Source organism: Streptomyces sp. 3330 (assembly GCF_031456635.1).
Classification (GTDB): Bacteria; Actinomycetota; Actinomycetes; order Streptomycetales; family Streptomycetaceae; genus Streptomyces.
Window position 1 is genome coordinate 141081 of sequence record NZ_JAVDVA010000011.1, and the last position, 14043, is coordinate 155123.

Sequence of the window (14043 nt, forward strand, 5' to 3'; positions counted from 1 at the left end):
GTGCCATGCTGAGCGTTGTTCCATGCGCGCGGACTCGCTTAGACTCCGCCGATGCCGCCGTTGTCGGCAGCACACAACCCCCATCCAACAGGCCGCTCCATCATCGCGGTCGTCCGAAGGAAGTCCGTCCCGTGAGTCCTGTGACCCTCCTCCCGTTCATCGTGCTCATCGGGGCCATGTTCCTGATGACCCGGTCGGCCAAGAAGAAGCAGCAGCAGGCCGCCGCCATGCGAAACGACATGCAGCCCGGCAGTGGTGTCCGCACCATCGGGGGCATGTACGCGACGGTGAAGGAGGTCAACGAGGACACGGTCCTCCTCGACGCCGGTCCGGGCGTCGACCTGCTCTTCGCGAAGAACTCCATCGGTGCCGTCCTGACCGACGACGAGTACAACCGCATCGTCCACGGCATCGAGCACGACCTGAAGTCCGACTCCGACGTCGTCCCGGACGACGCCTCCTCCCTCACCGGGTCCGCCGGGACCGACGACTCCGTCGACGAAGCTGCCGCCTCCGACGACAAGTCCGTCGACCTCGGCAAGAAGGACGCCACCGACGAGGTGCAGGAGAAGGCCGCCGACGCCGAGCAGGCCGAGGTCGCCGAAGAGCCGAAGAAGACCGACGGCGACTCCGACGCGAAGAAGTAGCCATGTCCCCGGCGCGCACGGGTCCCACCCGTCCGCGCCGGGGCGCGCGCATCTCGCCAGGGGATCCCGACACCATGTCATGGCCGCCGCCGCGCTGACCCGGCGCGAGGCGGCCCGAGAGGGAGTACGAGAAGGTGGCAGCACCTAAGAAGGGCCGGAGCGCGAGTGCCCAGAGCAAGCCAGGGCGCTCGCTGGCCCTGATCCTGATCGCCATCGTGGGGCTCACCGCAGGCATGTTCGCCTCCGGTCACACCACTCCGCGTCTCGGCATCGACCTTGCCGGCGGTACCAGCATCACGCTGAAGGCGAAGTCGGACCAGGGATCAGCGATCAACAAGGCCAACATGGACACCGCGGTCGAGATCATGAACCGCCGTGTCAACGGGCTGGGCGTCTCCGAGGCGGAGGTGCAGACCCAGGGCAGCGACAACATCATCGTGAACATCCCCAAGGGCACCAACTCGGAGAAGGCCCGGGAGCAGGTCGGCACCACCGCCAAGCTGTACTTCCGTCCGGTCCTGGCCCAGGAGGCCACCGGCGCCGCCGTCACCGCCTCGCCGAGCGCGTCCGCGACCGGCTCGTCCAGCGCCTCCCCGAGCCCCTCGGCGAGCGCCTCCGGCACCGGTGAGAAGGCGACCTCCTCGTCCTCCCCGTCGGCCTCCGCCACCTCGCAGGGCCGCGCCGTCACCGACGCGCTGAAGGCCGACGCCACCCCGTCGGCCTCCGCTTCCGCCTCCGCCGGCTCCTCCGCCAGCCCGTCGGCCTCCACGAGCGGCGGCGCCGTCACCGCGGACGACGCCGCGCTCCAGGCCAAGTACGCGGCCCTGGACTGCTCCAAGGAGTCGGTCCGCGCCACGGCCGGCGAGGGCGTCAAGCCCGGGGACACGACCGTGGCCTGCGGTGAGATCGACAAGGTCTGGTACAAGTACCTGCTCGGCCCGGCCGCCGTCGACGGCACCGAGGTCGACAAGGCCCAGGCCGTCTACGACACGCAGACCGCCGCCGGCTGGCAGGTCACCATGGACTTCAACAAGTCCGGCGCCAAGAAGTTCGCCACGATCACCGGCCAGCTCGCGCAGAACACCCAGCCGCAGAACGAGTTCGGCATCGTGCTCGACGGCAACGTCGTCTCCAGCCCGTACGTGAGCTCCTCCATCACCGGCGGCCAGGCCCAGATCTCGGGCAGCTTCACGCAGGAGGAGGCCCAGGGCCTCGCCAACATGCTGTCCTACGGCGCGCTCCCGCTCTCCTTCCAGGAGCAGAGCGTGACCACGGTGACCGCGGCCCTCGGCGGTGACCAGCTGCACGCCGGTCTGCTGGCCGGCGCCATCGGCCTCCTGCTGGTCGTGATCTACCTGGTGGCCTACTACCGCGGCCTGGCGCTCATCGCGCTCGCGTCGCTGCTGGTCTCCGCGGCCCTCACCTACGTGCTCATGGCGCTGCTCGGCCCGGCCATCGGCTTCGCGCTGAACCTGCCCGCCGTCTGCGGCGCCATCGTCGCCATCGGCATCACGGCGGACTCGTTCATCGTGTACTTCGAACGCGTCCGGGACGAGATCCGCGAGGGCCGTACGCTGCGTCCCGCCGTCGAGCGGGCCTGGCCGCGGGCCCGGCGCACCATCCTGGTCTCCGACTTCGTGTCGTTCCTCGCCGCCGCCGTGCTCTTCATCGTCACGGTCGGCAAGGTGCAGGGCTTCGCGTTCACCCTGGGCCTGACCACCGTCCTGGACGTGGTCGTGGTCTTCTTCTTCACCAAGCCGCTGATGACGCTCATCGCTCGGCGGAAGTTCTTCGCGAGCGGCCACAAGTGGTCCGGCCTCGACCCGAAGAGCCTGGGTGCCCAGCCTCCGCTGCGCCGCACCCGCCGTCCCGGCGGTCCCGCCGCCGGCCCCGTCGAGACGAAGGAGGCCTGAGCGATGTCGAAACTCGGTAACCTCGGCGCCCGGCTGCACCGTGGCGAGATCAGCTACGACTTCATCGGCCACCGCAAGCTCTGGTACAGCATCTCGATCCTGATCACCATCACGGCCATCGTCGGCCTGGCGGTGCGCGGCCTGAACATGGGCATCGACTTCCAGGGCGGCGCCGTCTTCACCACCGAGAAGACGAGCGTCTCCGTCTCCCAGGCCGAGGAGTACGCGAAGTCGGCGTCCGGCCACGACGCGGTCGTGCAGAAGCTGGGCAACGGCACGATGCGCATCCAGATCGCCGGCATGGACATCAAGCAGTCCACCGCGATCAAGACCGACCTCGCCAAGGACTTCAAGGCCGACCCGGAGACGATCACCGCCGAGCTGGTCGGTCCCAGCTGGGGCGACCAGATCGCCAGCAAGGCCTGGCAGGGCCTGGCGATCTTCATGGTGCTGGTTGTGATCTACCTGGCCATCGCCTTCGAGTGGCGCATGGCCATCGCGGCCCTCGTCGCCCTGATCCACGACATCACCATCACGGTCGGCATCTACGCCCTCGTCGGCTTCGAGGTCACGCCCGGCACGGTGATCGGCCTGCTGACGATTTTGGGTTACTCGCTGTACGACACGGTCGTCGTCTTCGACTCCCTCAAGGAACAGACGAAGGACCTCACCAAGCAGACCCGCTTCACCTACAGCGAGATCGCCAACCGCTCGATCAACGGCACCCTGGTCCGTTCCATCAACACCACGGTCGTCGCGCTGCTGCCGGTGGCGGGACTGCTGTTCATCGGCGGCGGTTTCCTCGGCGCGGGCACCCTCAACGACATCTCGCTGTCGCTGTTCGTCGGCCTCGCGGCAGGCGCGTACTCGTCGATCTTCATCGCCACGCCGCTCGTCGCCGACCTCAAGGAGCGCGAGCCGCAGATCAAGGCGCTGAAGAAGCGCGTCCTGGCCAAGCGCGCCCAGGTGGCGGCCGGGGAGGCGCCCGCGCCCACCCGCGGCGACGACACCTACGGCGACGAGCCGGAGGACGCCGAGGCCGCGGTCGTCGGCCCGCGCAACCAGCCCGCGTCCCGGGGCCGGGGCCGGGGCCGTCCGTCGGGGAAGCGCCGATGACCGAGCTCACCGACATCACGGCGCTGCTGCACAGCCGCATCCGTGACGTGGCCGACTACCCGGAGCCGGGGGTGATGTTCAAGGACATCACCCCGCTCCTGGCGGACCCGGTGGCGTTCACCGCGCTCACCGACGCGTTCGCCGGGATCGCCGGGCGGACCGGCGCCACCAAGGTCGTCGGCCTGGAGGCCCGGGGCTTCATCCTGGGCGCCCCGGTCGCCGTCCGGGCCGGTCTCGGCTTCATCCCCGTGCGCAAGGCCGGCAAGCTCCCCGGAGCCACCCTCGGCCAGGCCTACGACCTGGAGTACGGCTCGGCCGAGATCGAGGTGCACGCCGAGGACCTGTCCGCCGACGACCGGGTGCTGATCGTCGACGACGTCCTCGCCACCGGCGGCACCGCCGAGGCGTCGATCGCGCTCATCCACCGGGCCGGCGCCTCGGTGGCGGGCGTCGCCGTCCTGATGGAGCTGGGCTTCCTCGACGGCCGTCCCCGTCTCGAGGCGGCCCTCGGCGGCGCGCCTCTGGAGGCGCTGCTCACGATCTGAGCGCGGTCCAGGAGACCGTCGTACGCCGAGCGGGCGGGCCCGGAGGAATCCGGAGCCCGCCCCTGGTGTTTCCCGGTAGACGGCCCTCACATCGGCCTGAAGGCGATCCTGGAGCTCAGGATCGCTACGATGGGTGCTCCGGAGCCTGACCGGGGACCCGGATCGCGCACGAGGAGTCCTCTTGCCAGACGAGGCCCAGCACCTGACCGCCGCCAAGCCCGAGTCCGCCTCGGGTGCCGCGGCCACGCCCGCGTCGCAGGCGAAGGACGACAGCCGGGGGGCGGTCGAGCACGACCGGTCCGCGCCCGTCGACAAGCCGGCCGAGCAGTCCCGGCCCAAGCCGGCCCAGCCCGAGGGCTCCCCGGCCGTGCCCGCCGGGCGTCCGGCCGCCGGGCAGCCGTCGCCCCGCTCCGGCTCCTCCAACCGCGTCCGCGCCCGCCTCGCCCGGCTCGGCGTCCAGCGGCAGAACCCGTACAACCCGGTCCTGGAACCGCTGCTGCGGATAGTGCGCAGCAACGACCCCAAGATCGAGACGTCGACGCTGCGCCAGATCGAGAAGTCCTACCAGGTCGCCGAGCGCTGGCACCGAGGTCAGAAGCGCAAGAGCGGCGACCCGTACATCACGCACCCGCTCGCGGTGACCACGATCCTCGCCGAACTGGGCATGGACCCGGCCACGCTCATGGCCGGCCTGCTGCACGACACGGTCGAGGACACCGAGTACGGCCTGGAGGACCTGCGCCGCGACTTCGGCGACCAGGTGGCCCTGCTCGTCGACGGCGTCACCAAGCTGGACAAGGTCAAGTTCGGCGAGGCCGCGCAGGCCGAGACCGTGCGCAAGATGGTCGTCGCCATGGCCAAGGACCCGCGCGTTCTGGTCATCAAGCTCGCCGACCGGCTGCACAACATGCGCACGATGCGGTACCTCAAGCGCGAGAAGCAGGAGAAGAAGGCGCGCGAGACCCTCGAGATCTACGCGCCGCTCGCCCACCGGCTCGGCATGAACACCATCAAGTGGGAACTGGAGGACCTCGCCTTCGCGATCCTCTACCCCAAGATGTACGACGAGATCGTACGGCTGGTGGCCGAGCGGGCTCCGAAGCGTGACGAGTACCTGGCCATAGTGACCGACGAGGTCCAGGCCGACCTGCGCGCCGCCCGGATCAAGGCGACCGTGACCGGCCGCCCGAAGCACTACTACAGCGTCTACCAGAAGATGATCGTCCGCGGCCGTGACTTCGCGGAGATCTACGACCTGGTGGGCATCCGCGTCCTGGTGGACACCGTCAGGGACTGCTACGCGGCCCTCGGCACGGTGCACGCGCGATGGAACCCGGTCCCCGGCCGGTTCAAGGACTACATCGCGATGCCCAAGTTCAACATGTACCAGTCGCTGCACACCACGGTCATCGGCCCCAACGGCAAGCCGGTCGAACTCCAGATCCGCACGTTCGACATGCACCGCCGCGCCGAGTACGGCATCGCCGCGCACTGGAAGTACAAGCAGGAGGCCGTCGCCGGCGCCTCCAAGGTGCGCTCGGACCAGCCGAGGACCACCGGCAAGGACGACCACCTCAACGACATGGCGTGGCTGCGGCAGCTCCTCGACTGGCAGAAGGAGACCGAGGACCCCGGCGAGTTCCTGGAGTCGCTGCGCTTCGACCTGTCGCGCAACGAGGTCTTCGTCTTCACGCCCAAGGGTGACGTGATAGCGCTGCCGGCCGGCGCCACGCCCGTGGACTTCTCCTACGCGGTGCACACCGAGGTGGGCCACCGCACCATAGGAGCCCGGGTCAACGGACGCCTCGTCCCGCTGGAGTCGACCCTGGACAACGGCGACCTGGTGGAGGTCTTCACCTCCAAGGCGGCCGGGGCCGGGCCCTCCCGGGACTGGCTGAACTTCGTCAAGTCGCCGCGCGCCCGCAACAAGATCCGCGCCTGGTTCTCCAAGGAGCGCCGCGACGAGGCCATCGAGCAGGGCAAGGACGCCATCGCGCGCGCCATGCGCAAGCAGAACCTGCCGATCCAGCGCATCCTCACCGGCGACTCGCTGGTCACGCTGGCGCACGAGATGCGCTACCCGGACATCTCCTCGCTCTACGCGGCGATCGGCGAGGGTCACGTGGCCGCGCAGAACGTCGTGCAGAAGCTGGTGCAGGCCCTCGGCGGCGAGGAGGCGGCCACCGAGGAGATCGACGAGACGGTCCCGTCCCGCACCCGTGGCCGCAAGCGGCGCAGCAACCAGGACCCCGGCGTGGTCGTCAAGGGCGTCGACGACGTCTGGGTCAAGCTGGCCCGCTGCTGTACGCCCGTGCCCGGCGACCCGATCATCGGCTTCGTCACGCGCGGCAGTGGTGTATCGGTTCACCGCAGCGACTGCGTCAACGTGGAGTCGCTGTCCCGCGAGCCGGAGCGCATCCTCGAGGTCGAGTGGGCGCCCACGCAGTCCTCCGTCTTCCTGGTCGCCATCCAGGTCGAGGCCCTGGACCGCTCCCGCCTCCTCTCGGACGTCACCCGGGTGCTGTCCGACCAGCACGTCAACATCCTGTCCGCGGCGGTCCAGACGTCCCGCGACCGGGTGGCCACCTCCCGCTTCACCTTCGAGATGGGCGACCCCAAGCACCTGGGGCACGTCCTGAAGGCCGTACGCGGCGTGGAGGGCGTCTACGACGTCTACCGGGTCACCTCGGCGCGCAGGCCGTAGCCCAGCACGCGAGAGACCCCCGTACGCGATGTACGGGGGTCTCTTCGTGCGTCCGGCCCGGCGGGTCGGCGGCCCGGATCAGCCGCCGAACTCCTGGAGACCCTTCAGGGCCTGGTCCAGCAGCGCCTGACGGCCTTCGAGCTCACGCTCCAGCTTGTCCGCCTTCGCGGAGTTGCCCTGGGCGCGGGCCTGGTCGATCTGCGTCCGCAGCTTGTCCACGGCGGCCTGGAGCTGACCGGTCAGACCCGCGGCACGCGCGCGTGCCTCCGGGTTCGTCCGGCGCCACTCGGCCTCCTCGGACTCCTGCATCGCCCGCTCCACGGCGTGCATCCGGCCCTCGACCTTCGGCCGGGCGTCGCGCGGCACGTGGCCGATGGCCTCCCAGCGCTCGTTGATCGAGCGGAACGCGGCACGCGCGGCCTTCAGGTCGCCGATCGGCAGGAGCTTCTCGGCCTCCTCGGCCAGCTCCTCCTTGAGCTTCAGGTTCTCCGTCTGCTCCGCGTCCCGCTCGGCGAACACCGAGCTGCGAGCGGCGAAGAAGACGTCCTGGGCGCCGCGGAAGCGGTTCCAGAGGTCGTCCTCGTGCTCGCGCTGGGCGCGGCCCGCCGCCTTCCACTCCGCCATCAGCTCGCGGTAGCGGGCCGCCGTCGGACCCCAGTCCGACGAACCGGACAGCGCCTCGGCCTCGGAGACCAGCCGCTCCTTGGTCCGGCGGGCCTCCTCGCGCTGCGCGTCCAGCTGCGCGAAGTGCGCCTTGCGGCGCTTGGAGAACGCCGAGCGCGCGTGCGAGAACCGGTGCCACAGCTCGTCGTCCGACTTGCGGTCCAGACGCGGCAGCCCCTTCCAGGTGTCCACCAGCGCCCGCAGCCGCTCACCGGCGGCCCGCCACTGGTCGGACTGCGCCAGCTGCTCGGCCTCGTCGACCAGCTCCTCCTTGGCCTTGCGGGCCTCGTCGGACTGCTTGGCCCGCTGCTGCTTGCGCTCCTCGCGCCGCGACTCGACGGTCGTCACGAGCTTGTCCAGCCGGTCCCGCAGTGCCTGGAGGTCACCGACCGCGTGGTGCGCGTCGACCTGTTCGCGGATGTGGTCGATCGCGACCTGCGCGTCCTTGGTCGACAGATCGGTGGTCTTCACTCGCTTCTCGAGGAGGCCGATCTCGACAACCAGGCCCTCGTACTTGCGCTCGAAATAGGCCAGCGCCTCCTCGGGGGAGCCTGCCTGCCAGGAACCGACCACCTGCTCGCCGTCGGCCGTACGCACGTACACGGTCCCCGTCTCGTCGACGCGGCCCCACGGGTCGCTGCTCACAGCGCCTCCTCCACATGATGCCTCCGAGGGGCTTCAGCGCCCCCGGGCATCGTCCACAGTTTCGTCACGGCCAACATAGGCGACCGGCGGGCCGCCTGTCCGCATCCAGCGCGACCGAAATTGCGCAGTTGACCGCCCGTTAGTCGTCGGATCGCCGTCAGGATTTCGTGACCGTCGCCTTGTCGATCACGACCGTCGCGTTCGGGGCTCCGTCACCCGCGCCCGTGTTCTCACCGGCGGCTGCGATCTTCGCCAGCACCTTCATGCCGTCGGCCGAGACGGTGCCGAAGGGCGTGTAGCTCGGCGGCAGCTGACTGTCCTGGTAGACGAGGAAGAACTGGCTGCCCCCGGTGTGCGCCTGACCGGTGTTGGCCATCGCGATCGTGCCCGCCGGGTAGATGTTGTTCTTGAGGGTGGCGTCCTTCAGGTTCTCGTCCGGGATGGTGTACCCGGGACCGCCGCTGCCGCTGCCCGTGGGGTCGCCGCACTGCAGCACGTAGATGCCGCTGGTGGTGAGCCGGTGGCACTTGGTGTGGTCGAAGTAGCCCTTGCCGGCGAGGAAGCTGAACGAGTTCACCGTGTGCGGCGCGGCCTTCGCCTTGAGCGCTATGCCGATGTCCCCGCACGTCGTCGCGAGGGTCATCGTGTACTTCGCCGACTTGTCGATCGTGACCGCCGGCTCCTTCTTCCAGGTCTGCGTCTTGACCGAGCCCGCGGCCGCCTTCTCGCACGGGTCCTTGACGGCGCTGGGCGTCGCGGAGGGCGTCGTCTCCGCGCTCGCGTTCGTCTTGTCGTCGTCCTTCATGACACCGGTCGTGTACAGCGCCACACTGCCGATGACGATCACGCCGAGCACCGACGCGATCACCGAGTTGCGCACGCGCGCCCTGCGTCGCGCGGAGGTGCGCCGCTGCTGCTGCCGCAAGAACTTCTCCCGGGCGAGCTGACGCTTCCGCTGTTCCTGGGTGACCACCGGGTTCTCTCCTCGTGCGTCTCGTACGTCGACTGGGACGCGTGCGTCTTGTGAGCCGACCGCCTGCGTGTGCCCCGTACCGTATATGGGTTCGCTGAGGAATCGGCAGCGCCGGTAGGCTCTGACCACTGGCGCAGCCGCCCAGAAGCCCACGCGTATCGACACAAACGAAGGACGATCGTGCTCATTGCCGGGTTCCCCGCCGGGGCCTGGGGGACGAACTGTTATCTCGTCGCCCCCGCCGCCGGTGAGGAGTGCGTGATCATCGACCCGGGCCACCAGGCGGCCCCGGGAGTCGAGGAAGCGATCAGGAAGCATCGGCTCAAGCCCGTCGCCGTCGTCCTCACCCACGGCCACATCGACCACGTGGCCTCGGTCGTCCCGGTGTGCGGCGCGCACGACGTACCGGCCTGGATCCACCCCGAGGACCGCTACATGATGAGCGACCCCGAGAAGGCGCTCGGCCGGTCCATCGGGATGCCGCTGATGGGCGAGCTGACCGTGGGGGAGCCGGACGACGTCCGCGAACTGGCCGACGGCGTCGGCCTGCACCTGGCCGGTCTGGAGTTCTCCGTCGCCCACGCCCCGGGCCATACCAAGGGGTCGGTGACCTTCCGGATGCCCGAGACGGCCGACGTCCCGTCGGTCTTCTTCTCCGGGGATCTGCTGTTCGCCGGCTCCATCGGACGCACCGACCTGCCCGGCGGTGACATGGCCGAGATGCTCGACTCGCTGGCCCGTGTGTGCCTGCCGCTCGACGACTCGACCGTGGTGCTGTCCGGCCACGGCCCCCAGACGACCATCGGCCAGGAGCGCGCCACCAACCCGCATCTGCGGCAGGTGGCGGCCGGCGGCCAGGGAGCGGGTACGCACGCCCCTCCCCGACGAGGAATGTGACGAGAGACCTTCCGTGAGTACCTTTCAGGCCCCCAAGGGCACGTACGACCTGATTCCGCCGCGGTCCGCGAAGTTCCTCGCGGTGCGCGAGGCGATCGCCGCCCCGCTGCGCAACTCCGGCTACGGCTACGTCGAGACGCCCGGCTTCGAGGACGTCAACCTGTTCGCGCGCGGTGTGGGTGAATCCACCGACATCGTCAGCAAGGAGATGTACGCCTTCGAGACCAAGGGCGGCGACCGGCTGGCCCTGCGCCCGGAGGGCACGGCGTCGGTGCTGCGCGCCGCCCTGGAGGCGAACCTGCACAAGCAGGGCAACCTGCCGGTCAAGCTCTGGTACTCGGGTTCGTACTACCGGTACGAGAAGCCGCAGGCGGGTCGTTACCGGCACTTCTCCCAGGTCGGGGCCGAGGCGATCGGCGCGGAGGACCCGGCGCTGGACGCCGAGCTGATCATCCTGGCCGACCAGGCGTACCGGTCGCTGGGGCTGCGCGACTTCCGCATCCTGCTGAACAGCCTCGGCGACAAGGAGTGCCGCCCGGTGTACCGGGAGGCGCTCCAGACCTTCCTGCGGGGCCTCGACCTCGACGAGGACACGCTGCGCCGCGCGGAGATCAACCCCCTGCGGGTGCTGGACGACAAGCGCGAGGCGGTCCAGAAGCAGCTCGGGGGCGCGCCGCTCCTGCGCGACTACCTCTGTGACGCGTGCAAGGCGTACCACGAGGAGGTCCGGGAGCTGATCACGGCGGCGGGCGTGGTCTTCGAGGACGACCCGAAGCTGGTCCGCGGCCTCGACTACTACACCCGCACGACCTTCGAGTTCGTCCACGACGGACTGGGCTCCCAGTCCGCGGTGGGCGGCGGCGGCCGCTACGACGGTCTCTCCGAGATGATCGGCGGCCCCGCGCTGCCGTCGGTGGGCTGGGCGCTGGGCGTCGACCGCACGGTGCTGGCGCTGGAGGCGGAGGGGGTGGAGCTGGAGCTGCCCGCGGCGACCTCCGTGTTCGCCGTCCCGCTCGGCGAGGAGGCCCGCCGGGTCCTCTTCGCCAAGGTCACCGAGCTGCGCAAGCTCGGCGTGGCGGCGGACTTCTCCTACGGCGCGCGGGGGCTCAAGGGCGCCATGAAGAGCGCCAACCGCAGCGGGGCCCGCTACACGATCGTCGCCGGTGAACGCGACCTCGCCGAGGGCGTCGTCCAGCTCAAGGACATGGAGTCCGGCGAGCAGCGGGCGGTCGGCGTCAACGAGATCGTGGCGGAACTGGAGTCGAAGCTCGGCTGACGGGCGCGAAAGCCCGAGGAGGGCGCCGGGTCGGACGACCCGGCGCCCTCGTCATGCGCCACCGCGTCAACCTGGCGGCCGCCCGTTCCTCCTCCCGAGGCCGCCGTCGCCCGGGCACCCCGCGCGTGTGCCGTCGTACGCCTGGCCTTGGCCGGAACCGAACGCCGAGGGGCGCCCGTGCGTACTTCCTTATGCGCACCGAACGGTGCGCACCCGGCCCCGTGCGGCACAATGGCCCTGCCCGAAGATGGTCCAACTCTCAAGTGACGGAATCGGCGTGATGAGCAAGACGACAGTCAAAGACGTCTCCACGGAATCCGAGCCCGACCGCGTCACCACCGCGACCGAGCCCCGGACCGTGGGCGGCAGCCGTGCGTTCGCGATCCTGCTGCTGATCACCGGTGCCGCCGGTCTGCTGGCCGCCTGGGTCATCACGCTCGACAAGTTCAAGATCCTCGAGGCCAAGGTCGCCGGCGAGACCTTCACGCCGAGCTGCAGCATCAGCCCGATCATCAGCTGCGGCAGCGTCATGGAGAGCAAGCAGGCCGCCGTCTTCGGTTTCCCCAACCCGATGCTCGGCCTCGTCGCCTACGGCATCGTCATCTGCGTCGGCGTGAGCCTGCTGACCCGGGCCGCCTTCCCGCGCTGGTACTGGCTGACCTTCAACGGCGGCACCCTCTTCGGCGTGGGCTTCTGCACCTGGCTCCAGTACCAGTCGCTGTACGAGATCAACGCCCTGTGCCTGTGGTGCTCGCTGGCCTGGGTGGCGACGATCACCATGTTCTGGTACGTCACCTCGTTCAACGTGCGCAACGGCCTGCTGCCCGCCCCGGGCTGGCTGAAGCGATTCCTCGCCGAGTTCACCTGGGTCCTGCCGGTCACCCACGTCGGCATCATCGCCATGCTGATCCTGACCCGCTGGGGCGCTGACCTCTGGGCCTGAGCCCGGCGCCGGACAGGCGTCGCAGCGGGCCGCTCACCCGGCGCGGGACAGGACTGTCGGACCTCTGACGTAGGCTCCGACGTGTGGAGCCCGACCTGTTCACCGCCGCAGCCGAAGACCGCCAGGAGAAGGACCCCGCCGGGAGCCCCCTGGCGGTCCGGATGCGTCCGCGCACCCTCGACGAGGTGGTGGGCCAGCAGCACCTGCTGAAGCCGGGCTCACCCCTGCGCCGCCTGGTCGGCGAGGGCGCCACGGGTCCGGCCGGGCCCTCCTCGGTGATCCTCTGGGGACCGCCCGGCACCGGGAAGACGACCCTGGCGTACGTCGTCTCCAAGGCCACCAACAAGCGGTTCGTCGAGCTGTCGGCCATCACCGCGGGCGTCAAGGAGGTCCGGGCGGTCATCGACGGCGCCCGCCGCGCCATCGGCGGCTACGGCAAGGAGACCGTCCTCTTCCTCGACGAGATCCACCGCTTCAGCAAGGCCCAGCAGGACTCCCTCCTGCCCGCCGTCGAGAACCGCTGGGTGACGCTGATCGCGGCGACCACCGAGAACCCGTACTTCTCGGTGATCTCGCCCCTGCTCTCCCGCTCCCTGCTGCTGACCCTCGAACCCCTCACGGACGACGACCTGCGCGGCCTCGTCCGGCGCGCCCTGACCGACGACCGCGGCCTCAAGGGCGCCCTCACCCTCCCCGAGGACACCGAGGCGCATCTGCTGCGCATCGCCGGCGGCGACGCCCGCCGTGCCCTCACCGCCCTGGAGGCGGCCGCCGGGGCCGCCCTGGACCAGGACGAGACGGGGATCAGCCTCCAGACCCTGGAGCAGACCGTCGACCGCGCGGCGGTGAAGTACGACCGTGACGGCGACCAGCACTACGACGTCGCCAGCGCCCTCATCAAGTCCATCCGGGGCTCCGACGTCGACGCGGCGCTGCACTACCTGGCCCGCATGATCGAGGCCGGAGAGGACCCCCGCTTCATCGCCCGCCGCCTGATGATCTCCGCCAGCGAGGACATCGGCCTGGCCGATCCGGGCGCGCTGCCCCTCGCGGTGGCCGCCGCCCAGGCCGTCGCCATGATCGGCTTCCCCGAGGCCGCCCTCACGCTGAGCCACACCACGATCGCCCTCGCCCTGGCGCCCAAGTCCAACGCCGCGACGACCGCGATCGGCGCCGCCCTGGAAGACGTGCGCAAGGGACTGGCCGGCCCGGTGCCGCCGCATCTGCGTGACGGGCACTACAAGGGCGCCGCCAAGCTGGGGCACGCCCAGGGGTACGTGTATCCGCACGACCTGCCCGAGGGCATCGCCGCCCAGCAGTACGCCCCGGACGCCATCAAGGACCGCGAGTACTACGAACCCACCCGGCACGGCGCCGAGGCCCGCTACGCGGACGCGGTCGAGTGGACCAGGCAGCACCTCGGTCGCGACGGGTCCTGAGCACCCTGTAGACTCGCCCGAAGTGCCGCGTCCCGTGCAGTCAGAACAGGACAGTCGGCCGGAGCACCGGTCCTCGGACCTCGCTCCAGGAGCGTCGCGCACCGTCGAAGGTGTCGCGGGCAGCCCATCACCACCCGGGATTCCGGGATCGGTCGGTGGGCAACTCGCGTGCTGCACGTATGTGCCCAGACCAGGGGAGCGGCTGCCCGACAGGTTCCACGCGGACCCGACGGGTTTCCCCGGCTGCGGATGCGACCTCCCTTAACTCTGACAAGCCGGAAA

The 14043-nt window shown here is 70.1% G+C and carries 11 protein-coding genes; 9 read left to right on the forward strand and 2 right to left on the reverse strand.

Annotation, left to right across the window (positions count from 1 at the left end; all coding sequences use genetic code 11):
* The first annotated feature begins 131 nt into the window (after positions 1-131).
* From yajC to J2X68_RS20145, 5 genes are all read left to right on the forward strand, one after another.
* Positions 132-647 carry a preprotein translocase subunit YajC gene (gene yajC, locus J2X68_RS20125; protein WP_310433918.1) on the forward strand — a complete coding sequence of 172 codons (516 nt, stop codon included), beginning with the start codon at positions 132-134 and terminating at the stop codon, positions 645-647.
* 134 nt (positions 648-781) lie between these two features.
* Entirely contained in the window at positions 782-2560 is a 1779-nt protein-coding gene (gene secD, locus J2X68_RS20130; RefSeq protein ID WP_310433919.1) for a protein translocase subunit SecD, read from the forward strand.
* Positions 2561-2563: 3 nt separating this feature from the next.
* The gene (gene secF / locus J2X68_RS20135; RefSeq protein WP_310433920.1) at positions 2564-3676 is read left to right on the forward strand and encodes a protein translocase subunit SecF; all 1113 of its coding nucleotides are present in this window, start codon (positions 2564-2566) and stop codon (positions 3674-3676) included.
* Positions 3673-4221, forward strand: a complete 549-nt coding sequence (locus J2X68_RS20140; RefSeq protein ID WP_310433921.1) for an adenine phosphoribosyltransferase — start codon at positions 3673-3675, stop codon at positions 4219-4221. Before secF ends, J2X68_RS20140 begins: the two co-directional genes overlap by 4 nt.
* 181 nt (positions 4222-4402) lie before the next feature.
* Complete coding sequence (locus J2X68_RS20145; RefSeq protein ID WP_310433922.1) at positions 4403-6925, forward strand: RelA/SpoT family protein; 2523 nt, start codon at positions 4403-4405, stop codon at positions 6923-6925.
* A gap of 78 nt (positions 6926-7003) precedes the next feature.
* Here J2X68_RS20145 and J2X68_RS20150 read toward each other — a convergent pair whose 3' ends face one another.
* Positions 7004-8233, reverse strand: coding sequence for a DUF349 domain-containing protein (locus tag J2X68_RS20150; protein ID WP_310433923.1), 1230 nt, complete (start codon positions 8231-8233; stop codon positions 7004-7006).
* 157 nt (positions 8234-8390) lie between these two features.
* Positions 8391-9206: a peptidylprolyl isomerase gene (locus tag J2X68_RS20155; RefSeq protein WP_310433924.1), complete on the reverse strand. Its 816-nt coding sequence runs from the start codon at positions 9204-9206 to the stop codon at positions 8391-8393.
* Between the two features lie 180 nt (positions 9207-9386).
* Here J2X68_RS20155 and J2X68_RS20160 point away from each other — a divergent pair, with 180 nt between their 5' ends.
* The 4 genes from J2X68_RS20160 (at position 9387) to J2X68_RS20175 (ending at position 13761) form a co-directional block, all read left to right on the forward strand.
* Complete coding sequence (locus J2X68_RS20160) at positions 9387-10103, forward strand: MBL fold metallo-hydrolase (RefSeq protein WP_310433925.1); 717 nt, start codon at positions 9387-9389, stop codon at positions 10101-10103.
* A 13-nt stretch (positions 10104-10116) separates the two neighbouring features.
* Positions 10117-11379, forward strand: a complete 1263-nt coding sequence (hisS, locus tag J2X68_RS20165) for a histidine--tRNA ligase (protein WP_310433926.1) — start codon at positions 10117-10119, stop codon at positions 11377-11379.
* A 280-nt stretch (positions 11380-11659) separates the two neighbouring features.
* Positions 11660-12322: a vitamin K epoxide reductase family protein gene (locus J2X68_RS20170; RefSeq protein ID WP_310433927.1), complete on the forward strand. Its 663-nt coding sequence runs from the start codon at positions 11660-11662 to the stop codon at positions 12320-12322.
* Between the two features lie 83 nt (positions 12323-12405).
* Complete coding sequence (locus J2X68_RS20175) at positions 12406-13761, forward strand: replication-associated recombination protein A (protein ID WP_310433928.1); 1356 nt, start codon at positions 12406-12408, stop codon at positions 13759-13761.
* Positions 13762-14043: the final 282 nt, after the last annotated feature.